General features: G+C 67.3%; 22 protein-coding genes. 17 read left to right on the top strand and 5 right to left on the bottom strand.

Translation table 11 applies throughout. The features are described from left to right. Positions 1-576: 576 nt before the first annotated feature. Positions 577-1,158, top strand: a complete 582-nt coding sequence (locus tag ACFWXQ_RS34985; RefSeq protein WP_383953016.1) for a hypothetical protein — start codon at positions 577-579, stop codon at positions 1,156-1,158. Between the two features lie 10 nt (positions 1,159-1,168). Then, entirely contained in the window at positions 1,169-1,519 is a 351-nt protein-coding gene (locus tag ACFWXQ_RS34980; RefSeq protein WP_383953018.1) for a DUF6233 domain-containing protein, read from the top strand. A 105-nt stretch (positions 1,520-1,624) separates the two neighbouring features. On the opposite strand, the gene ACFWXQ_RS34975 is transcribed toward ACFWXQ_RS34980, so the two are convergent. Next, on the bottom strand, positions 1,625-1,747 hold the full coding sequence (locus tag ACFWXQ_RS34975; RefSeq protein ID WP_383953019.1) for a hypothetical protein: 123 nt from the start codon (positions 1,745-1,747) through the stop codon (positions 1,625-1,627). Positions 1,748-1,934: 187 nt separating this feature from the next. On the opposite strand from ACFWXQ_RS34975, the gene ACFWXQ_RS34970 reads away from it, so the two are divergent. Beyond that, complete coding sequence (locus ACFWXQ_RS34970; protein WP_383953022.1) at positions 1,935-2,774, top strand: hypothetical protein; 840 nt, start codon at positions 1,935-1,937, stop codon at positions 2,772-2,774. Positions 2,775-3,649: 875 nt separating this feature from the next. Continuing rightward, the gene (locus tag ACFWXQ_RS34965; RefSeq protein ID WP_384084087.1) at positions 3,650-3,877 is read left to right on the top strand and encodes a hypothetical protein; all 228 of its coding nucleotides are present in this window, start codon (positions 3,650-3,652) and stop codon (positions 3,875-3,877) included. A gap of 624 nt (positions 3,878-4,501) precedes the next feature. Here ACFWXQ_RS34965 and ACFWXQ_RS34960 read toward each other — a convergent pair. Then, entirely contained in the window at positions 4,502-5,443 is a 942-nt protein-coding gene (locus ACFWXQ_RS34960) for a PIN domain-containing protein (protein ID WP_383953024.1), read from the bottom strand. 379 nt (positions 5,444-5,822) lie between these two features. Between ACFWXQ_RS34960 and ACFWXQ_RS34955 the strand changes: the two genes are divergently transcribed. The 13 genes from ACFWXQ_RS34955 to ACFWXQ_RS34895 all read left to right on the top strand — a co-directional run bounded on the left by ACFWXQ_RS34955 (position 5,823) and on the right by ACFWXQ_RS34895 (position 16,494). Next, positions 5,823-7,418 carry an ISL3 family transposase gene (locus ACFWXQ_RS34955; protein WP_383953026.1) on the top strand — a complete coding sequence of 532 codons (1,596 nt, stop codon included), beginning with the start codon at positions 5,823-5,825 and terminating at the stop codon, positions 7,416-7,418. Between the two features lie 230 nt (positions 7,419-7,648). Beyond that, the gene (locus ACFWXQ_RS34950; RefSeq protein WP_383953028.1) at positions 7,649-8,002 is read left to right on the top strand and encodes a hypothetical protein; all 354 of its coding nucleotides are present in this window, start codon (positions 7,649-7,651) and stop codon (positions 8,000-8,002) included. 146 nt (positions 8,003-8,148) lie between these two features. Continuing rightward, entirely contained in the window at positions 8,149-8,466 is a 318-nt protein-coding gene (locus ACFWXQ_RS34945; RefSeq protein ID WP_383953030.1) for a hypothetical protein, read from the top strand. Positions 8,467-8,670: 204 nt separating this feature from the next. Continuing rightward, complete coding sequence (locus ACFWXQ_RS34940; RefSeq protein ID WP_383953031.1) at positions 8,671-9,144, top strand: hypothetical protein; 474 nt, start codon at positions 8,671-8,673, stop codon at positions 9,142-9,144. 155 nt (positions 9,145-9,299) lie between these two features. Continuing rightward, on the top strand, positions 9,300-9,674 hold the full coding sequence (locus tag ACFWXQ_RS34935; RefSeq protein WP_383953033.1) for a hypothetical protein: 375 nt from the start codon (positions 9,300-9,302) through the stop codon (positions 9,672-9,674). A gap of 134 nt (positions 9,675-9,808) precedes the next feature. Beyond that, positions 9,809-10,411 (top strand): hypothetical protein, encoded by a 603-nt coding sequence (locus tag ACFWXQ_RS34930; protein ID WP_383953035.1) that lies wholly within the window; start codon positions 9,809-9,811, stop codon positions 10,409-10,411. A 128-nt stretch (positions 10,412-10,539) separates the two neighbouring features. Beyond that, positions 10,540-10,896 (top strand): HNH endonuclease, encoded by a 357-nt coding sequence (locus tag ACFWXQ_RS34925; protein ID WP_383953038.1) that lies wholly within the window; start codon positions 10,540-10,542, stop codon positions 10,894-10,896. A gap of 152 nt (positions 10,897-11,048) precedes the next feature. After that, entirely contained in the window at positions 11,049-11,474 is a 426-nt protein-coding gene (locus ACFWXQ_RS34920; protein WP_383953040.1) for a hypothetical protein, read from the top strand. Next, positions 11,471-11,728 (top strand): hypothetical protein, encoded by a 258-nt coding sequence (locus ACFWXQ_RS34915; RefSeq protein ID WP_383953042.1) that lies wholly within the window; start codon positions 11,471-11,473, stop codon positions 11,726-11,728. Before ACFWXQ_RS34920 ends, ACFWXQ_RS34915 begins: the two co-directional genes overlap by 4 nt. A gap of 109 nt (positions 11,729-11,837) precedes the next feature. Next, entirely contained in the window at positions 11,838-12,458 is a 621-nt protein-coding gene (locus ACFWXQ_RS34910; RefSeq protein ID WP_383953044.1) for a hypothetical protein, read from the top strand. Positions 12,459-12,908: 450 nt separating this feature from the next. Beyond that, positions 12,909-13,589: a hypothetical protein gene (locus tag ACFWXQ_RS34905; protein WP_383945004.1), complete on the top strand. Its 681-nt coding sequence runs from the start codon at positions 12,909-12,911 to the stop codon at positions 13,587-13,589. Between the two features lie 166 nt (positions 13,590-13,755). After that, entirely contained in the window at positions 13,756-14,409 is a 654-nt protein-coding gene (locus tag ACFWXQ_RS34900) for a hypothetical protein (protein WP_383945001.1), read from the top strand. Positions 14,410-14,700: 291 nt separating this feature from the next. Beyond that, on the top strand, positions 14,701-16,494 hold the full coding sequence (locus ACFWXQ_RS34895) for a hypothetical protein (protein WP_383944998.1): 1,794 nt from the start codon (positions 14,701-14,703) through the stop codon (positions 16,492-16,494). A 370-nt stretch (positions 16,495-16,864) separates the two neighbouring features. Here ACFWXQ_RS34895 and ACFWXQ_RS34890 read toward each other — a convergent pair whose 3' ends face one another. The 3 genes from ACFWXQ_RS34890 to ACFWXQ_RS34880 all read right to left on the bottom strand — a co-directional run bounded on the left by ACFWXQ_RS34890 (position 16,865) and on the right by ACFWXQ_RS34880 (position 19,939). Beyond that, the gene (locus ACFWXQ_RS34890; protein ID WP_383944995.1) at positions 16,865-18,433 is read right to left on the bottom strand and encodes a PIN domain-containing protein; all 1,569 of its coding nucleotides are present in this window, start codon (positions 18,431-18,433) and stop codon (positions 16,865-16,867) included. 420 nt (positions 18,434-18,853) lie between these two features. After that, positions 18,854-19,273, bottom strand: coding sequence for a hypothetical protein (locus ACFWXQ_RS34885; RefSeq protein WP_383944992.1), 420 nt, complete (start codon positions 19,271-19,273; stop codon positions 18,854-18,856). 201 nt (positions 19,274-19,474) lie between these two features. Further along, on the bottom strand, positions 19,475-19,939 hold the full coding sequence (locus ACFWXQ_RS34880; RefSeq protein WP_383944989.1) for a hypothetical protein: 465 nt from the start codon (positions 19,937-19,939) through the stop codon (positions 19,475-19,477). Positions 19,940-20,345 lie beyond the last annotated feature (406 nt).

Raw genomic sequence — 20,345 nt, 5'->3', positions numbered from 1 at the left:
CGTCGTCTGCCGTCGATCAGGCGACGACAAGTCTCGTGGCTGAACTGCGGGAACGGGTCTCCTGAGCGACCTCTCCAGAGGGATGAATTTTCCATTATCAAGATTCGACGATTTCCGTGCTTGACCTGCGGAAACACCTCCTGCGGGTAAGTTGCCCGCCGGCATGGCCAATTGTGATGCACATCACGTACCGCGTAGCCGAATCCGCCGAGTTCGCAGTCGACATATCGCTACGCGGAGCCACCCCTCGACTTTCGATGGAGCTACGCCAACGTGAGCACCGCGCCAACCATGCTGCGGACCCCGCCGCGTTGCGACCGGCACCTGGCCGTGGCGCTCGCGGGCCTGCCCCGGCCTCACTTCGTTGGCGCACTGCGCCGCGCGCGATCAAAGGGTGGCCGCCCGGGGCCCGCCTGTACGGCCGCGCCGGTTCCGCCGGACGTGACGCAGCACGGTCCCGCCCTCACGATCCGCGGCGTCACCCCTCCACTTGGACGGCCACGGCCACCTTGAACGGGGGAGGAGATCGGCGAGTCACAGTCGCCATCGCCGCCAGGAACCGCTATTTTCGAACAAGTGAGCGAGAAGAATGCTGAAGCGGCCCCGCTGCCGATCCCGACAAGGGTTCCACGGGGGCAGGGGATCGAGTTCGACCGGACGGGCCTGCGGCTCACGCTCCAATGGAACGACCGCCGACAGGTGACCCAGGTCTTGGAGCATCGAGACCTACCGGACGGCGGTCGCGCGATTCTCGTGATCGTCGACTGGCCCATGCCGACCATCCGCATGGTGTGGGTCCTGTGGAATCCACGCCGGATGGGCCTGGCGTACACGGGACGCAGCGTGCGCGCGGCGGCAGAGGCGGAGCCTTGCGAGGGTGACGCGTATGCGATCGCGGTCGGCGAGATGACCGACTGCTTCAGCGGCGAGCCCGAGGTCTTCCATCCGCACCGCGACGTCGAGGTGCACGCCGGGGGTCGGTGGCACGTGGGCCGGATGCGGGCTCGATTCCCCGGACCTCAGGGGCAGGCCGTCGTGCGGGTCGACGTGTCGTTCTGGGAGCCCGAATGGGAGGCGGAGGTGGGGTTCGAGCGACTGTACCGGTGGGACCCTGCCGCGATTCGACCCCGCGGCACTGACCTGCCGGAACCGTCATAGACTCGAACACGTGACCGAACATCCGTCCCGTCTGGAGCTGCTGCAGTTCGCGCGCCGCGTCCTCCTGCAGCAGACTCGCGCGAGCCTCGCCCAGCTCGACCGCTGGATCGCGGACGAGGAGCACCGGAACGCGGAACGACGTCGGCGTGAAGAGCGCAGGCCGCCCCCGCCGGAGTGGCTGCTTCAGCGGGGCATCGGGACCGGCCGGCCAGCCGCGTGCGTACACCGCGGCGACTGCTGGGCAGCGAAGGGCGTACGGGTACAGGCGATCACGGAAGAGCAGGCCCGGCGCGCGCTGCACGAGGACGTTGCAGCCTGCGCTCACTGCAATCCCGACACGGCGCTCGGCGTCCTGGAGTAGCGTGTTGAAGCTGATCCGATAGAGGCGGGCGACCGGACTGGCCCACCCGAAGGAGAGCCCGCCCGACGCACATCTGAACACCCACCGGCCCGAGCCAGGGACGAGCTACCGGCGGACGACGATATGCAGGAGACCGGCCAGCGCAATCGCCACCGTCACACCGGTGCCCAGACCTTCCTTCCCGCCCACCACCACGCCGGCGATCCCGCTCACCAGCAGGATGACCACCCAACGTAGTGACAAGCCCTCCTCCCCCGGCCCGCCCTCGCCTACGCTCACGTTGTTGCCCTCTCTCAAGGCGACCTCGACACCTCCCGGCACTGACCCGGGAGGCGTCCTTGCTGTCTCAGCCTTCCGCCTCGGACCGCCGAACACTAGGCTTCGGAGCCGACAACATGGAGGGGGGGTTATCACTTTGGCTGAGGAGGAGCCCACCGCGGCCCTGTCGTTCGTCGGGCACGGGACCTCTGGATGGGTATACGGCTTCGCCAGCGGCGAGGAACTCGTCGAAGTCACCTACTCCGACGTCCCTGGCCCCTGGATCTACCACGTCCAGGGGCGGATGGTGCACGGGAGGCCCGCCATCACCAGCCTGACGATCGCGCCGCGGGACGCCGACACCCCTGAGGCGATCACCCGGGACACGGTTCGACGCGCACCGACAGGGACCATCCTCGGGAGGGTCAAGAGCGCGCTGAGAGAGAAGTGGGGCGACAAGGTTGCCGACCTCCACCTCCAGGCCCGCATCCAGTCGGTCAAGGGGGGGCGCTCCTGGCCGGCCGAGCACTTCCTGCAAGTCGCCTGGTTCTGCATCGATGCCGAACTGACCGATCGGGCACCGCGGCAGGTCATCAAGGACCAGTGGAACGTCAGTGAGATCACGGCCAGCCGCTGGCTCGCACGTGCTCGGGAACTGGGCTACCTGCCCGACTATCCGATCTCACCCGTTGCTGGCCGGTTCGAGGGGCACGATCAGATCGAAGCGACTCGTTTGGTCGAGGAGCAGATCGTCGAGAAGGTATTCCGAGAGGCGCTGACCGGCACTCGTGGCCCATCCGAAGTTTCGACCGTGATCGGCGAAATCCTTCAGCGCTCGGTCTTCGGCTCGTCGGAGGAGGCCCGCTCGGTCCAAACAGACATCTTCTTTGATGCCTTGGAGCGGACCGCTGAGGACTTCCCCGACGACCAGATCAAAGCAGCTGCCAAGCAGCTCCTCGACCTTCTGGCGAGGGCGGAGCCTCCGAACACGGATTGACCCTGCCGATCGCCTGCACCGCCAGATCTCAACAAGCAGGACTTCACAGGGAACGTGAAGCGGAGCGGGTCCGTGTACCGGGCAGGTCGGATCTGGAAGAAGCTGAGACACGGTGAGACCACTGATGCCGAGGTCGCCGGTTTCACGGGTACTGCGGCCCGGCCTCGTGCACTTGCCGTGCGTCTCCCCGATGGCCGCGTCGCCATGTCCCAGGCGTTGACGGCTCCGGTGGCCGGCAGGTCTCCGTGCACCTGGTGCCGGTTGCCGATTCGGCGCGGCAGGCCCGCACCGCCACTGGAGATGCGTACTCGGCCGTACACACTGACGTCGTCGTTGAAGTTCTCGCGGTTCCTCTGGGGATGCGCCCTGTTTCCAAGGTGACAAGTCTCAAGAGATGCAGGTCAGCGATAGTGGCCCGAACTGTAGCCACTGCCACAGGTGTTGCGGAATCGCTCGCAGGTGTGAAGTAGCTGCCGTGCAGCGAGGAAGCGTGTCAAGATGGGTTCATGCAGAGGAAGCAGACCAGGCGGCAATCGTGGGCGGGCGTAAGCCCCGCCCTCATGTGTCGCGTTCTTCTCTCGCTGCTGCAGGGCAATCTGAGCGCTTCTGGAGCGGCTGCGCCGTCTTCTGGGGGACTTCTGGTTTCCGGCCTTGGGGGCTGGCAGCTGATGATGAGGCGCGCTCAGAGCACCGGTTCGCATGTAGCGGCGGTGCTGTTTTGCTCTGCTCTGGTTTCGCAGAACTAAAAGTTCCTTCCCGAGCCCGTCAGGGCGTCTGGAGGAACCCGTGCGCATGCGGGACGCTGCGCTCATCAACGAGCTGTAACTGCGGGTTCTCCTCTTCTGCTCACTTCAGACGAGAGAGATCCAACCATCATGTCCCAGCAGAACCCTGTGCAGTATGGCGAGCACGAGCCGCCGAACCGTGACGGACAGACGCCGACGGTCTCTCGGCCGCCGACCGTCATGCCGAAGGCTGAGAGCCTTCCGAAGGAAGCTCTCTCCGGGGCGGCCAAGGGAACGATGCTCGGCCTCGGGACCAAATTCGGGAAGTGGATCTGGGAGAAGGGCGCCGAACTGAAGAGCCACCTCCTGGACGACTGACCCTGTGTCCGAAGGGGGCCCGCAGAATGCGGGCCCCCTTCGCGTGGCCTCAACTCGACGTGCCGGAGGTCAAGTTCAGTGCCCTGGTGAGATCCCTGTTGGCTGCCCGGGACGCGGCGAGCTCCTCAGTTCGTTCTTCGAGCTTGCGGTTCCTGTCAAGAAGTTCCTGTTCCAGCATGGTGATGCGTTGCTGGAGCTGGTCGATGTCGGTAACGGCTCCTAGTCCGGACTCCTCCCAGACCTGCTGCCCCAGCGCTTCGGACAGACGCCGCTCAAGCGTCCGGACACGGGTCGCAAGGCGCGTGTTGCGGGCGAGAGCGTTCGCGAGGTCAGTCTGCAGCGAGACTCGGCTGACAGCTGCTTGCCGTCCCTCCGCTGGTGAGGATCTGTGCAATCGGCCAGTGCTGCTCTTCGTTCACTCGATTGCTGCCGGTAACGATCGCCAGGGGCCGCCCGACCGTGCAGTGCGCGGGCCGTCCCGAGCGATCACGGGCGCCTGCGGATGCGCTCCGCGCTGGGCTCCCCCACCCTGGACGGCCCGGTACTCCCGAGGCTGCGGAGATGCGGCAAGTGGCACTCTGTAGTCACGCCGACCGGGACGGAGCGGCGCGACGTGGCCCGCGGCTAGGTGTCGTCACCGTCCTCGGGGACGTCGACGCTGATGCTCGCAAGGTTCGCCTCGCGGTGCTTCGCACCGAAGCCGTCCTCGGGGATCAGGTACTTGTCCGGTGGGAAGTCCCAGGGCAGGCACCAGGTCATGGCCTTACCGCGCATCCCGTTGTCGCGCGTGATAACGGTGACCTGGCGCGGTGCGATGGCCTGCTGCAGGTGGGCCGCGCGGGCCACGGCTTCGTCGTCGTTGTTCGGCAGGCGGCGGTGCCCAAGCTCGTCGCGTAGGACCTGGACCTCGGTGCCGTCGTGCAGTTCGAAGCAGCCGTCGGTGGACTGGCCCTTGAGGACGTCGCCCAGCAGCTCGTAGACCCCGCGTGCCCGCTTCTTGATCTTCTCGCTGCCCTCGGAGTAGGACTTGGTATCGATCTCCTCCACCACCACGTGCGGGATCACCAGCGTTGCCGTGCCCTTCCCGCACACCCGAGACCACGGGATCTTGTCGAAGCGCTGACAGTGCAGCAGGGTGTTCGCGTCCACGACCAGCACACGCTGCCGGTAACTGCGGTAGTCCTCCACGGTCTGCCGCATCTGGTTCTGCAGTTCCATGAAGTACGTCGCCAGCTCGTCCAACTCCCAGTACAGCAGCAGCGCGGTTCGGTAGGGCGTCAGTGGGCTGTGCACGATGTGGCTGTAGTGCTCGCCGCGCAGCCGCGCCGGCACCGCTGGGTCGGCGAAGACATCCGCCAGTTGCCGGGCGGTCGTCGCGGTCCACTGGGTGTACTGCCGCAGCGTCACCACCAGGTCGGGCCCGCCCAGCTTCGAGGGTTCCACACCCGCCAGCATCGGCTCGGCGAATTTCGGGACGGAGTTGCGGACGTCGTTGAGCCCGCCCTGGACCAGATCGTCGAGGAAACTGATCGCCGTCTCGCAGGTGACTCCGGGCCGCAACAGCATGGACGACTCCCTTGCCTCTCGGGCTGCCGCACCATTGCGGGCGGCTTCGCCAGCCACATCGTGGCAGTCGATCCCGGCAGGTGACCACCGAGATCCGCGAGTCTGCAGCACCCTGACGCTCGTTGAACCAGCAGAGACCATCCTCCATAGTCGATTCCCGGGGCGAGGGCTCATGACACGGTCGTTAGCGGTACCCCGGTTGTGAGAACCGTGCGGCATAGGTCCGCAAGCTGGCGCCCCACAGGTGAGGAAACAAGGAGAGCAAGTCTGGGGAACCCGTGAGCACCGGGTGGGGAAAATCAAGGCTCTGTCCGCAGTTCCGTGAATCCCCAGGTCAGCGGAGTGAGCGACGGATCGTTTCGGCAGAGTATGTCCCGGCATGGCAAGCAAGACGGTCGAGGCTGTGCTGTTTCCCGGGATCGATGTGCGAGTGGAGCGCGTCAGCGACTCCTCCGACGTCCTCGTCGTGGAGGCGGTATCCACCGCTCGCCCGGGACGGTGCCCGGACTGCCGGAAACAGGCGAGGCGCATACACAGCACGTACCAACGCGCCCTGAATGAAAGGCCGTTGGGGCCTCGCCGGGTCGTGGTCCGGCTGCGGGTGCGCCGGTACTTCTGTGATCGGAAGAATTGTTCCCGCAAGACGTTCGTCGAGCAGGTACCGGGCCTGTCTGAGCGGCACCGCCGCTCCAGCACCGGACTGACAGGCTGGCTGCGGTCGATCGCGGTGGAACTGGGCGGACGTCCGGCCGCGCGGTTGTGCCGCCGCCTGCGGCTGGTCGCGGGCCGGACCCGACTGCTCAGGCTGTTGACGGCTCCGATAGTGCCCGACCGTGCGCCGCGGGTGCTGGGCGTCGACGAGTTCGCCTTCCGCAAGGGCTGCACCTACGGCACCGTGCTGGTCGATGTCGAGGCCGGCCGGGTCGTGGACGTACTGCCCGACCGCACCTCGGAGAAGTTCGCGGACTGGCTCACCGGGCATCCCGGAGCGGAGATCATCTGCCGGGACCGGGCCACCGCCTACACCAAGGCAGTCAGGGAGGCCGCCCCTCACGCCCTGGAAGTCGCCGATCGGTGGCACCTGTTGCAGAACCTGTCCGCCGCGGTGGAGAAGACCTGCCACCAGCACCGCGACTGCCTGCGCAAACATGCCGAGGAGGAGACGGTGACCGAGGTGCCGGAGCTGCCCCCGATGCTGTTACCGCCCGCGGAACTGCCCCGCACCCAGATCATCGAACGCACCCGACACCGCTACGAGGACATCCACCGCCTGCTGGAAAAACGCTGGACGATCAGCGCCATCGCCCGCCGCCTCGGCCTCGACCGCAAGACCGTGCGCCGCTTCCGCGACACCGATCTCAACGAGCTGCTGGCCTCAGCCCGCGAGCGCCGCCCCAACGGAGTCCTGGAGCCGTTCAAGACATACCTCAACACCCGCTTCACCGAAGCACAGGGCCAGGTCAGTGGCACACGCCTGTTCCTGGAGATCCAGGCCCGCGGCTACCGCGGCAGCCGCCAAGTCGTCCGCAAACACCTCGCTGCCCTCCGCGCGGGCACCGCCGAACCGGTCCGGGCCGACATTCCCAGCCCCCGCAAGATCACCTCGTGGATCATGCGGCCCCGGGAAACGCTCACCGAAAGCCAGGACGAGCGACTCCTTCAAGTCCGGCTCGCCTGCCCCGACATCACCCGGGCGTGTGATCTCGCTCGGGCCTTCGCCGACATGGTCCGCCACCAGCGTGGATACCTGCTGCTGGAGTGGATCCGACAGGCCGAGCAGGACGCCCCGAAGCCCATGAAGGGCTTCGCCGGCTTCCTTCGCCAGGACCTCGACGCGGTGACCGCAGGCCTGACCCTGCCCTGGAGCTCTGGCGTCGTCGAAGGCCACGTAAACAGGGTGAAAACACTCAAGCGAGCTATGTACGGCCGAGCCTCATTCGAACTCCTCCGCATCCGGATCCTCACCCAGCCATAAACTTCACGGAACTGCGGACAGAGCCAAAATCAACGAGTCTCATCAGCGCCGGGCGGTCGCCGTTCGGCCAGGTCCGCACCTCCGGGGGCGGCCCGTCCTCGGGACGCCACGGGCGGGCCGGCTGCGGCTCCTCGATCACGCTCATCCCCCGCCCGTAGGCAGCGCGCGACGCAAGACGTCTCCGGCCTCCACGATCCGCGGCCTCATCCATACGTCTGGAAGGCCCCGCCGTGAAGACCGAGTTCCCGTCTCTGCCGAACGACCGCACCTCCCGCCTGATCATCGCCCTCACGGCGGGCATCCTCGTGTTCGGCCTGGTGGTGGTGTTCGCGCTCCTGGCCGCCGATGTTGCCGAGGACAGCGGCAGCAGTTCCCGCCGCTGCCCCGGGGTCGTGGCCACCGTAGATCCCGTGACGTGCCTGCCGTACGGATCCGGCGCTGCGGCGGCACCCGGTACCAACACCTCCGGGAGCGTCGCGCAGAAGCCGAAGGCCCCGGCCGCCAAGGTCCCTGCGGGCCCGAAGGTTCCAGCCGCGCCCGCGCCGAAGGCCCCCGCCGCGCCGCCCGTCCGGATCACGAAGTGAGGGAGCACACGTGCGGGTGGAGCGACGGCAGCGTCTGCTCCCGCTGCGACGTATACCCCTCCGGCTGGGACCTACGGAGCACGCGACGCAAGGTCCTCGACTCGGACACGGTCGGCGGGCCCAGTACCCGTACCGAAGGATCACCCGTGTCTCACCCCGCCCCTTGCTCCAAGGCGACGCCGTGCCCCAAGTGCCTGCGCCTGCTCCGCATGATGCTCGCCTCCTTGGTCTGCCTCGTGGTCCTGGCCGCCGTGACGCTGGGAGTTGCCATCGCGGAGAGCCGTGACTCCTCGACGGACCCGAAGCCCGCCTCGTCGCCCACGGCCACGGAGCCCGCCGACCCGTCGCCCAGCCCGCCGACGGACTCGACGCCGACCTCGACCATGCCCCCGGGCCCGGCCGGTACGGCGTGCAACATCTTCGATCCCGAGTGCTCGATCGACACCGGCGACACTGACGCCTGACCCATCCCGTGCGCTGCGCCCCGGCCGGACGACTTCCCGGCCGGGGCGCAGCCGTTTTCCGAGCGGGCCCGGATCGCAGCCGGTCCGGCCGGTCACTCTGCAGCGGACGCAAGGCTTCCGCGGCATGCAGGGTGCGCCCTTTGCTCGCGCCGTGTCCCTCGGTCGCCACCTGGTGGCCGCGCGGTGCGGGCTGAAGGGAGCAGCGTGCGACCGCACGTGATGCAGGCACTCGATAACTGGCGCATGACCTGGGACAACCAGCAGCTCGCCGCGCAGGAGGCGTTCACCGCTGCGTTCCCCGCCCTGACCCCCGCCGACAGATGCCAGTGCTTCGGCCCCACCCTGCGCTGGGAGAAGTCCGGCGAGGGCTCCGGCAAGGCCTGCCTCGACGACCACGGGCGCGCCACGATCGAGGTCGACGGCGTCTCGAAGGAAGTCGTCGGCAAGGCGATGCTCGAAGTGTGGGGCGCCGACTGGTTCGATGAGGGCCCCGGCGGATTCGCTGAGGCCGAGCCCGGCCAGTACAGCTATGAGGACGAGACGACGTATGCCGAGTACTACATCGACGTCCTCGCCGACGGCCGTACATCGTTCGCGATCTCCTACGTGACGATCGAGGACATCGTGACGATCCTCGACGCCCTGGAGCAGGCGCTCGCAGAGCACCGCGCGGCCTGACCCGACAGGAGGAGAGGTGACGTGGGCCCCGGATCCGTATCGCGTCACCTCACCTGCCCGGCAGAATGGCGTCCATAGGGGGAGGGCCGCGCCGATGACTTCGCCGAAGGCGCAGCGCGCGACGTAAGCAGGGCCTGTATCTACGGTCCGCGGCCATGGTCACGACCGCCGCGCCGCCCCGTACCCGGATTGCATCGCTCGCTGTTCGCGCCCGGAACATCGTCGACTCCGGCTTGTGCACGCGGACGTCGTCCGTTCCCGACTGGCTCGTCCGCCTGGACCACCTCGTGCACCTGGCCGCGATCCCCGCCCCCACGCGTCGAGCGCTCCTCGCCCGCCTCGACGACGACGCCGTCTGTGACCTGATGGTCCTGTCGTACCTGCGCACCGGGACGACGTACGCCCTGTGGACCGACACCCCCGGCGGGTTCGCCTACGACGTCCTCCGTGGCCTCGACACTGCGGCGGCCGGCCGGGAGCTCCAGTTCTTCGGGCCGCAGCACCTGCGCGCCGCCCGCGGCCTTCGGTAGGCTCGCTGGCGGAGACCTCGTCGGACTCCCCCTCTGGGCCCCGCGACGCGGGGATGCAGCCCGTTCCGACCGGGCTGACCGCGCGCCCGGGTCCCGGCCGCGCTCATCCCGCGGCCGATGAGGAGATCCCCTCGATGCCCAACCAACAGCACGTCCTCGTAGTCCCCGTCGACGAGGGCGGTGAGTTCGTCTTCGCGCACGCCCTCGACAGCGGAATCCGCGTCTGGGTGCGGAGTCTGGTCCGCCGCGTCGACGAGCGCCCTCGACGGCCCAGCGGTGTCGCCGCCCCGCTGTACGGCGGCAGCATCAGCGACATGTCCCCGCTGCGGGATTTCGTGACCGACTTCGTGGACCACGCCACCGACGGCCCTGCCGCGCCGCTGTCACCGGGCCGCATCCGCGACACCCGGCCCCTGGTCGCGCGGACCGACCTCGACAGCCTGTCCAGCCGCATGCATTTCTCGTACCGCGCGCTGTCGCCGATGCACACCATCGGCGCGTGGGATGGAGCTGCGCCCGAGTTGCTCATCAGCCGCGTGAGGGGCATGGAGCATGCGGGCGTCGGGTTCTTCGCCACCGGACTGCCCGAACTCCCCGTCGGCGCCGCCCCGGAGGCTCTGCCCGCCGAACTGCCCGTGGCCGTCATCAGCCGGGAAAAGGCCGGGCACCTCTCCGAGTTCCTACACGCACCGGTCGGCCAGGTCCTCCACCACCTGGGGCACGCCGCGCGACGGTAGGCCCGGGGCGACAAGGCACGCGACGTTAACCGCGCCGGCCGTCCACTCTCCCGGCCTCGCCCCGGGCGCGCCCACCAGGACCGTGAACGACCGGTCCGGCGCCCGGGGCAGGCGAGGAGACCAGTGCTGTGAAGGCACGGCGGCGAACCGGGCCCACTGACGTGGTGAAGGCGATCGTCTACGACCGCGACGGCGGCGCGTGTGCGCGCTGCGGGACGCGGGACGGCTTGACAATCCATCACCGCGTGAACCGCGGCATGGGCGGGGCCCGGGAGGAGTGGATCAACCAATCCCACAACCTGCTCCTCGTGTGCACGGTCTGCAACGGCTGGTTTGAGGACAACCCGCGGGAGTCCTACACGGCCGGATGGAAGGTTCGCCGGCCGGAGCTCCCGGGCGAGGTCCTGGTGAGGTACGCGGATGGTCGTGAGTACCGGCTCACCCCGGAGGGTGTCCGCTCTCTGACCGTGGCGGCCACCCGATGAGACGGCGGCGACAGTGCACCACCTGGTCCGGCTCGGCCGTTGGCGTCCAGTGCCAGCGCCTTACCCGGCACGACGGCCCGCATGGGGCTTCCCCGATCTCGACGTACGACGAGCATTGGTCTTGGTCCGAAGACGACCTGAACGCTATCGCGGTGTTCCCCGGCACCGTGTGGTTCCACCGCCCTGACCGGGTCCGGATTGGGAAGACCGCCCGGTTCCTGGGTGAGTGGACCGCGCTCGGCCTGCTCGCGGCCCTGCTGTGGTGGGGCGACTCGTGGGTGACGGCCGCCGTGTTCCTCGCCCTGGATGTGCTGCTGTCCGTCCGCCGGGCGCACTTCGTCGACCTCGGCCGGTTCACCGCCGGGGTGTGGCCGGTGACTCCCGCGGCGCCATCCGTGATCTTCGGCGTCGCTTTCGCGCTGCACGGCGAGGGGCAGAACGCGAAGAGAGCCGGGATCGAAATCATCCTCGGCCCTGTGGTCGTCGGGGCGTTCTCCCTCGTGCCGCGGAGCGAGTGGCCCGCGTACAAGCGCTCGCAGGCTGCGTTCGACGCCTGGCAGAAGGAGCGCCGCTCATGACCCGCATCACGGTGCAGCGCCGTTTCCGCGAACCGCGGTACCTGGGCCTGGTCCCGTTCCGGCCGTGGACCGCCTGGATCCCGCAGGGGCCGAACCTCGGCTTCGGCCGGATCGCAACGACCGACACTCCCCGGAACCCAGCTCCCGGGCAGAAGGTCATGCATGACGGAAACGGCTGCGTTCTCGTTCTCGGCGGCATCGGGTTCGCCGTACTCCGCTGCAGGTCAGTGCCAGTGCCGTCGAGGCATCCCTGACAAGGACATTTCCCTTGGTGTACTGTTCTCGCAATGCGGCGGCATGAGGTTCCCCCAGCCGCCGCTACGGCGCACAAGTCGCGCAACAGTTGGACGGAGAACAGCCACAATGCCCAAGGCCGGTAGGATCTATGGCCCCCGCATTCCGGCCCCGGACTACGCCCAGATCCGCGAGACCTCTGAACGGCGAGTCCTTGAGGGCCTGAGCCTCGAACGTCCCGAGGACTCAGTCCACGCCCGCCCCGAGGACCTGGTCGTGAAGGCTGCCGCCATCGTAGGGCAGGCCGACGCCGAGGTCGCACTGCACCTCGACGAGCGGGACCACGCGCTTGCGCACCTCTGGTTCTACGAGCAGCGTCTCGGCCTCGCGAAGACCGCTGGCCTGGGGAACATGGGCTTTCGGCAGGCGCTCGCCACAGTGATGTACGGCTCCAAGAAGCACGTTCATGAACTGCCGACCGGTTCGGGCGAGGAGCTCGCCCAGGCCGCCGAGGCCGCGGGCATCAAGCGGATCGAGAACGCCGAGGAGCAGCTCCTCAAAACCGCCCCGATCGTCTACGCCGCGTGGGCCCGCCGGGAAATTGCCGTGCGGATCATGCAGGAGGCAGTGTTCGCCCTGTCGAAGGCGCCTTACGACTGGACGCCCGAGGAGATCGCCAAGCACGCCGGCGTCGGACGGGGCCTGATCTACAAGCAGCGGGCTGCGGCCCGTCGGCGGCACGGCCTGTAGCCACCGTCCGTTCCAACATGACCGGCCCCAGCACCATCGGGGCCGGTCATCTTATTGCATTTGCGCTGGTCACGCCGGAGACCATTTTTCGGTCCCCGGTCTCTGGCCCCCGGTGGCCGGGGGCCAGAGACCGGGGACCGTTTTCCGGTCGCCGTTTTCCGGGTCGCCGTAAAACCGGTTGCCGGAGGACTGGGCCCCTTTAGTAACAAGATCAAGTACCACCATTAAGTAGGTTCCGATGCCTTCGCTTCGCTCAGGCATCGGCGCGTCCCTGGGCTTGCTAGATGTGCCATCTCGTGAGGTTGGTGCCGCGCCAACGGTGTTGGGCTGAGTCCGGAAGCCCGTGTCCAAGCGGACAGATTCCCGTTGTATGCGACGGCGCGACCGACTGGCGCGTTGTCGCATACGGCGCCGCGACCTCCCGCCGCGCCATCGGATGAGAGAGCGCCGATGACCGAGACCCCCGCAACCGACCACGACCGTCTGCCCTACGCGGTGGCTCAGCTCGTAACCGTCTTCGAGCAGCTCGGGGCCGAGCACAAGGCCCTGACCTCCGAGGCCGCGAAGACCACTGCGAAGGAGCGCCGCGGCACCGTAAACCGTATGGCTGAAAGCGTCTCTCAGGCCGGTTTCACCTTGGGCCACATCGTGAACATGCTGGCCACGGTCCACGGGCTGAAGACCCTGGGTATCCACCAGCAGTTCTCCAAGGATGCGGACGGCTGCGACTACCGCCCGCTGAGCAGTCTGGGGCACCCCCTCCAGACTCTCCACGAAGCTGCGGTCCTCCTCCAGACAGTCGCCCACACTTTGGGCAAGGCATACGCCCCAACTCGGAAGCACCCTGGTCTGGCCACGGCACGCTGCCCTCGGCAACTGGGGACGGCACTGATCAGCCTGCGGGCGGCCCTGCAGTCGGTGTGCGCCGACCTCGCCATCTACCAAGACGTGGAGGAGGTCGCCGAGTACGCCGCAGTCCTGGAGTTCCTGAGCGAGTTGGAGGACCGGGTGTGCCCCACCGTGCCCACCCAGGGCGCTGGTCTGACCGCTGACGAGGTCGCCGAGGCGATTCGGGCCGACCCCGATATCGCCCGTGCGGCAGCCGCCGCGCTCGCGACGACGGCTGTGTGAACAGGATGTGCGGGTTCGTTACCCTCGCTGGGCACGGCGGCACCAACCTAGTGAGACATCACAGCTAGAGCTCGTCGCCGACAAGACGCAGCAACAGCAGCGGCAGGGGTGTCACAGAATCCGGCCGTCCGGCGTTCCCCCGAACATGACGACGTCAGCCAGGCCCATGCGCACCATGCTCCCGCCGAACCTCACCCGCAACTACTACGAGGTGAAGCGTCTCATCGCCGAGGGGGAGGGCAAGGAACTCCCGTACTGGTACCAGCTCACCGACGAGCAGAAGCGGGCCACGGAACTCGACGTCGAACTGCTCCGGCGGGCCATCTGCCGGGCCGAGGAGGAGCAGGACCTCGTCGCGAACTTCAACGCCCCGGCCACCGAGCAGCCGGCGGCTGCCGCAGCTGCTCCCTGCGGCTGTCACGGCTGCTCCAACGTCCGTGCGCTGGCCCAGTTCTTCGCGCGGGCCAGGCAGAACGCGCAGAGGGCGTCCGGTTTCGGCTGGGACGTGGGCAGCAACGGCGACGGCGTCACCGTGTACGCCTTCGGGCCCGGCGCCTGCACCGCCGAGGAGTTCGCCGACCTGGAGAAGCGGGCGCGGGAAGCTGTCGACCGCTGGCGGGCTGCAGGAACGTCAGTCCGGCCGCTCATGGAATCCGGGTCCGCCAAAGACGCGTACGTGTTCGCGTTCCCGCCGCCCGTCCTCACGCGCGACCACCTGGACCGTCTGATGAAGCGGCTCATCCGCGAGCCGTACCTGCCCAGTCCCGCGGCCTTCGTCAGGCCGCCCGCCCCGATGTCCTTCCTTCGCGACGTCCTGTAACAGAACCTGGCCCCCGACGTACTACAGGGTGCGGCTGGCTCTCTGGCCCCGAGATCCCACAGGGGACTGCACTCAGCCAACGCCCTCCCCCGGCCGGGGTGATGGCCCTGTTCCACCTCCCCGGTCCAGGCATCACCCCGGCATGACTTCCGGCCCAGACCCTTCAGCCCCGTGTTCCTCGGGTGAGCACCGTCTGGTCAATGCCGGAACACGCGGCCTGGCCGACGGTCTGGGCATGGACCTTCCGGCCAGGCCGCGACACTAGATCCCCCCGGGCTGCACCTTCCACCCATGCGCCGCACGCAGTCCCCGACCTCCAGCCCCCGCGTCGCCCCCGCACGCGAGGAGCTACAGAGGGCACGCCGGCCCGGAATCATCTCCCGTGACGCCTCCAACGTCGCCGACATCCTGCTGCGCGCCCCCGTCCCTGCCCGCCGCCGCGCCTTCAAGCAGGACATCAGCGCCCGCGAGCGGCCGTACGTCATGCGGGAAGTCGAGCGGGTCACCGGCTCCCTATACGGGCTGTGGCACGACACCCCCAGCGGCTTCATTGAGGACGTTCTCGGGGAATCGATCTGGGGCAAACAGCGGGAGATCGTCGACGCCATCCCGTTCCACAAGCGCATCGCCGTCCCCGCCGGATTCGGCGTCGGGAAAACGTGGGTGGCGGCAAGGGCCGTCGCCTGGGCCGGAGCGGTCAACGCGCCCGGCACGATGGTCATCGTCACCACCGCGACCCGCTTCCGGCAGGTCCGAAATCAGCTGTGGCCGCACATCCGAAAGACGATCGCCCGCGCGGGCCTGCCCGGGTACTGCGACACAACGCAATGGAAAATGCCTGATCAGTGGGGCAATGACGTCCTGGTGGCGTATGGCTTCACCGCGCCGGACAACGACGAGGCCGCGATGCAGGGCATCCACGGCACCCCGAAATTGCTGATCGTCGTCGACGAGGCCGGCGGTATCGCCCGCATGATCGGCAACGGGACCAACAACCTCCTGACGGGCGACGCAAGGATGTTGGCGATCGGCAACCCCGCGATGGATGACCCGAGGAGCTGGTTCGAAGGCCTCTGCGAGGAAGGCGACGACCCCGAGGAGCCGACGACCATCACCATCACCATTGCGACGTTCGACTCCCCGGCGATCACACGCGAGCGGGTCCCCTTCTGCAACGACTGCCCGGACGGCGTGCCCGCGCACTCTCTCGCGATCCACCTGCCCGACCAGGAATGGGTGGACCGCACCATCCGCGAGTACGGGCCCGATCACCCGTACGTCATCGCGAAGGTCCACGCGAAGTTCCCCAAGGGCGGGGGCGGGCTCACCCTCCCCGTCACATGGGTAGAGGCCGCCCAGACCAGGGACGACCCGCACGGGCCCGGCTGGCGCCGCCTGTGCGACCTCGGCATCGAGAACGAGACCGCCACCCACACGGTGAAGGCAGGTTCCTGGGTTCGTCTCGGCGTCGACGTTGCCGCAGACGGAGGCGACGAGTTCGTCATCTCCCGGATCGTCGGCGACGCCATCGAGACCCGACACACCTCGTCCGGCCCCGTCAACGACGACCAGGTCCTCCTCGCCGAAAAGGTCCTCGAAGAGATCGCCGCGGCGCAGCTCCTCGCCGACGCCCTCGGCTCCCCGCACGCCGTGCGCGTCAAGGTCGACCAGAACGGCATCGGCCACGGCGTGGTGTCCATGCTGAAGCGCTGGGCCGGCACCGGCCGCCACCAAGCGCAGATCGTCGGCGTCATGGTGTCTGAATCGCCCGAGCAGGACGACCCGGGCGCCCAGATGCGCCCGTACCGCAAGCGTGACGAGATGTGGCTGGCCACGCGCGGCCTGCTCCAGCCCGACCCGTCGACCGGCCTCGGCCGACTCCGCCTCCGTGTCGACCGGCAGACCGGCATCCAGCTTTCCACCCCGCGCCTGGGCTCCAACAGCGCCGGGTACAGCGTCGTCGAGTCGAAGAAGGCGATGAAGCAACGCGGCATGAAGAGCCCGGACCGTGCCGACGCGGCCCTGCTTACCGTGTACGAGCCGGACCCGATCAACGCGCCGCGCCGCCGCGGACTGCTCAACTAGGGCGCTTTCCGATGACTCTGCTGACGCACCGTTCCACCGCGCTGCTGTGGTCGAAGGCAAGTGGACATCCGCCCGCCTGACCCCTCCGTTTCCGGTGGGCCCGCTGGTGATCGGGCTGAGCGATGGTCGCCTTGATACCCGGCGGCGCGGATGGGCACGGTTGCCTTGGCTGGAGTAGGCATGTCGCCTCAAACACAGTCGGGATGGCTTCGCGGCTGGCCCGTCAGGCGGCGGGCCGAAGCGGAAGTTGGCGCCCCGACGCGACAGCCGGGCCCTCAGCCTGTCCGAGTCTCGAAACGCCCCCCACGCATACACGAAGTCCCCGTCAGCAACCTGACGGGGACTCATGAACGACCGAGGTCAGGGCCTTCTAGCTCCCTTGAGTGCCTCCATCGATATCTGCCTCATCTTCAGGCTCTTCCTCGACGGCACCTGAGGATTCCAACTGCTCGATGTCGTCGGTAGATACGTCTTCATCAAGGTTCAGCCGCGGCACCGCGATGTTGAGGTTAGGCACGGCAACGTTGAGCTTGGGCACGGCGAAGTCGAGCTTCGGCATGGCATCAGCGATCTGTCGAGTAAGTCTTTGGAGCGGGTTGTTAATCAGCGCTTCCATCGCCGCTCGGTCGGCAGCCAGCTTCCGAGCGAGTTGCTGCGCCGGGCCGTTCACGAGTGCCTGCATTGCGGCTCGGTCGGCAGCCACCTTCCGAGCGAGTTGCTGCGCCGGGCCGTTCACGAGTGCCTGCATTGCGGCTTGGTCAGCCGCCAGCTTCCGAGCGATCTGGTTGGTGGTCAAGTCGAGCGCATGCAACGAGGGCGACAGCTGTTCGGCGATGAAACGGTCCCCTGAGGACTGTGCAGCGGCTAGATTCCGTTTCGCGCCCACAGCAACGCCAGCGACACGTTTCTTGAGGTCTTGCAGAATCTTCATACACGGCTCGTCACCGGTATCCGGTGGCGAGGGATCCTCCGACGCAAGAACGGTTGGTGTCTCATCCCCGTCGGTTGCCGAGAAGAGCACCTTCATCTGCCACCTACAGGCGATGTAATGAGCGTCGGCTTCGTCCCCGTTGAGGGCTAGGCCATACAGCAACCATTGGGCGTTGGCGGTGTACCAGACATCACTCTCAATCTCGTGCCCCGTGACGTCCGTGACGCTGACGAGCTCCGCCTCGGGTGAGGCAAGCCATTCACGCCATTCCACCGCTTCGTCAGCGGCGCCCAAGCCGGCGAAGCCGGCGGGCGAACTGAGAGCCTCCACAGCAGTCTGGGCAACCCGCTCGCGCACAGCCTTTGACTTCAGCAGTTGCCGTGCAGCATCCTCTGCGTCCTTGCCCGACACCTCCTTGGTGAACCGGGAGACGACCTCGTTGAAGTCCGTGAGACGGGTGAGTCGCTTCTCCAGACCACGCACGTCCTCGTTCATTGGATATGGGTAGGTGGTCCCGTCACCGAAGTCGGAGGTGTTGGCCGTGACGAAACAGACTTCCTCATCCGGGTTTTGCTCAAGGAACTCCAGGATGGAGAACCAGATCGCCACGTCGCGGGCGCCTTCGGAGTGATCTTTTGCGCGCTTGGCTGGCGGGATGGCCATAGCCTCCCGGGCGAGGGCCTTGCGGGCGACCTCCCCGCTGGTCTCGATCACCTCGAAAATCTCGCTATAGATGGTTCGCCAGTGATCCAGGAAGCGTTCCAGGTCAAGCGTCTCCAGCGAGCTCTCCAGGTCCCACGGAAGGATGTCGCGTAGCTTCGCAATAGTGTTTACGACCGTCTGGTACCTGTCTGGGTAGAACTTTGCTTGATGAGCGGCCATTTCCTCCAGGACCATCCAAGGCACAGCCACCCTGTGGTGTCTCGACTGCCGTAGTTTCCGGATGATGTCAGCCCGCGGCCCTTCGGGGGGCAGCAGGTCCACTGCGTTCGTATCAAAGATGATCAACCGAGCCTCCGTACCGAGAAACCCATCATCTCGCAGAACCTGACACCTTCGAAGCTGAGCCGGAGTGGGGCCAACCGAACAGTGATCGACCCCAACAGCGATGTCCAGTGCGGCCACTGCAGACTCATGCAGTTCGAAGTCGAAGGCGGCAGCTGGGACTGTCCACACCTCGACCGCGGGAAGCTCCGTCTGCTCGACGCCACCGTCTGCGGCTACTGTGAAATATCGCGAGGAACGTCCTGACCCGACCTGCCGGAGGGGTCGCCGGACTGCCACACAACACCGCCGAACGGAACGCCACGAAACCCGCACCCACGGCCTGACGGAGCAGCATCAGACAATCTGGGGCGGCAAAAGCCACCCGGGGCGGCCATCTCTGGCCTGCCCCGAGCGGCTTAGGCGGGCCCTGGCCCGTGACCGTCAGGCGGTGGGGTACGAGCCGGTGACGGTGATGATCTCCGCCTCCGCGGCCCCCTCTGCATCGCCGTAGAGGTGCCCGATGTTCGCCATGGCCGCACCGTTCGCCGCCGTGGTGACGCGGATGCGGTCGATCTTTGAGCCGTCCGATCCCGCGTAAATCTGCGCCTCACCCGTCCAGACACCGTTGTCGGCGTCCCGGCCGTCCAGGCTGGCCGGGAAGACGTACCGGATACCAGACGCGGCCGGTACCGGCAGGGTGAGACCGAACCCCGCGTTCGATGCTGCCTGCATCTCCTTCTTCGCCGTGATCTGAGCGGTGAAGGTGCAGACGCCGTTCACCGAAACGAACTTGCCGGTGCCGGACGCGCCGTCGACGCCGGAAACGTTGGTGAGCTTCGGGGTCCAAGGGCTTGCAGCCATGCGTGCGCACTTCCTTCGTGCTGGGAAACGCTGCCCCAGTTGGGACAGCCGCCGAAGAGTGCGCGACCTGGGCCGTTAGCGTCTCGTGCTTATGCAGTGGTCGCCTTGACCTGCGATTCCGGGAACCCCGGTGCATTATCTGGCCGTTGAGGTACCGGCTGTGCAGGTCTCGCTGCTCTCAAGGAGCGACAAGCCGCTTGGTTACTGGATCGGGTTCTCGTCGAGCCAGTCCGACAGGTCGTGGGCTGAACCGAGGACGTCGGACCGGTTCGTGCCGACGACGCCCTGATCCTTCCAGCCCTGGTCCTCCCCCACAGCGATCCCGTCCTCCATCTTGTTGATCAGCGCGTACGCGTCTGTCCAGAAGTCTGCCCCGACGGACCTCTCCGAGTTCATCGCCTTCCGCAGGGTGCGCGCGGGCTCCATGAGCGCCTGCATCTGTTCCCAGCACGTCCCGGGCGTCTCCTCAAGACAGCCGCCGTCCTCATCGAACCTCGTCACCGCGGTTTGGAACGTGGTGGTGGCCTCTCCCAGGTCCACCGCCTTCGTATTCGCGGCCGGCTTCGCGGTGTCCGCGTCGCTCGAACTACTGCAGCCACTCACGGCGGTCACAGCCACGGCCAGGACCAGCGCGCCGGCCGTCTTCCCCCAGATGCGTCTTCCCATGACCGGGGATCTTCGCACGCTGTACCGACACGGCCACGACAAGTCCCTCTCATGCGGCCGCATTTGGCCACGGGGAGCACACCGAGGGCCAGGCTTCGAAGAACCGCCGGACTCACGAAACCCACTACTCATTGTGACTGCCATTTTACGCAGTGCGCATTAGGGGCAATAATTTCATGATCGATCTCATCTCTTGAGATCAGTCTTAGGACTTTCGGCCCGGCTCTGCTTAATCTCTCGGTGACGGCGAGACGCTCACGGACTCGGCATCCAGTCAAGTCCAACAGAGCCCTGTCACCACCAGGTTGCTGTCACGGCGCGGATCGTATGAAGGCTGCGAGACGCGCCAGGGAGGCAGCTTGGATGCGGCCTCCCGCACCACACGGGAGGCCGCTTTCTTTTCAGG

The organism is Streptomyces sp. NPDC058697 (assembly GCF_042715345.1).
GTDB lineage: Bacteria > Actinomycetota > Actinomycetes > Streptomycetales > Streptomycetaceae > Streptomyces > Streptomyces liliifuscus.
The sequence above is the reverse complement of the archived record's forward strand: the minus strand, read 5'-3'. Positions and strand labels throughout refer to the sequence as shown.

Excerpts from the sequence above, each read along its gene's own strand:
- ACFWXQ_RS34960 (WP_383953024.1), bottom strand. The coding sequence starts at position 5,443 with ATGCTGTTGCGGCCCGGAGTCACCTGCGAGACGGCGATCAGTTTCCTC.
- ACFWXQ_RS34955 (WP_383953026.1), top strand. The coding sequence starts at position 5,823 with ATGGCAAGCAAGACGGTCGAGGCTGTGCTGTTTCCCGGGATCGATGTG.
- ACFWXQ_RS34915 (WP_383953042.1), top strand. The coding sequence starts at position 11,471 with ATGACCCGCATCACGGTGCAGCGCCGTTTCCGCGAACCGCGGTACCTG.
- ACFWXQ_RS34930 (WP_383953035.1), top strand. The coding sequence starts at position 9,809 with ATGCCCAACCAACAGCACGTCCTCGTAGTCCCCGTCGACGAGGGCGGT.
- ACFWXQ_RS34880 (WP_383944989.1), bottom strand. The coding sequence starts at position 19,939 with ATGGGAAGACGCATCTGGGGGAAGACGGCCGGCGCGCTGGTCCTGGCC.
- ACFWXQ_RS34895 (WP_383944998.1), top strand. The coding sequence starts at position 14,701 with ATGCGCCGCACGCAGTCCCCGACCTCCAGCCCCCGCGTCGCCCCCGCA.
- ACFWXQ_RS34965 (WP_384084087.1), top strand. The coding sequence starts at position 3,650 with ATGTCCCAGCAGAACCCTGTGCAGTATGGCGAGCACGAGCCGCCGAAC.
- ACFWXQ_RS34910 (WP_383953044.1), top strand. The coding sequence starts at position 11,838 with ATGCCCAAGGCCGGTAGGATCTATGGCCCCCGCATTCCGGCCCCGGAC.
- ACFWXQ_RS34905 (WP_383945004.1), top strand. The coding sequence starts at position 12,909 with ATGACCGAGACCCCCGCAACCGACCACGACCGTCTGCCCTACGCGGTG.
- ACFWXQ_RS34900 (WP_383945001.1), top strand. The coding sequence starts at position 13,756 with ATGCGCACCATGCTCCCGCCGAACCTCACCCGCAACTACTACGAGGTG.
- ACFWXQ_RS34885 (WP_383944992.1), bottom strand. The coding sequence starts at position 19,273 with ATGGCTGCAAGCCCTTGGACCCCGAAGCTCACCAACGTTTCCGGCGTC.
- ACFWXQ_RS34935 (WP_383953033.1), top strand. The coding sequence starts at position 9,300 with ATGGTCACGACCGCCGCGCCGCCCCGTACCCGGATTGCATCGCTCGCT.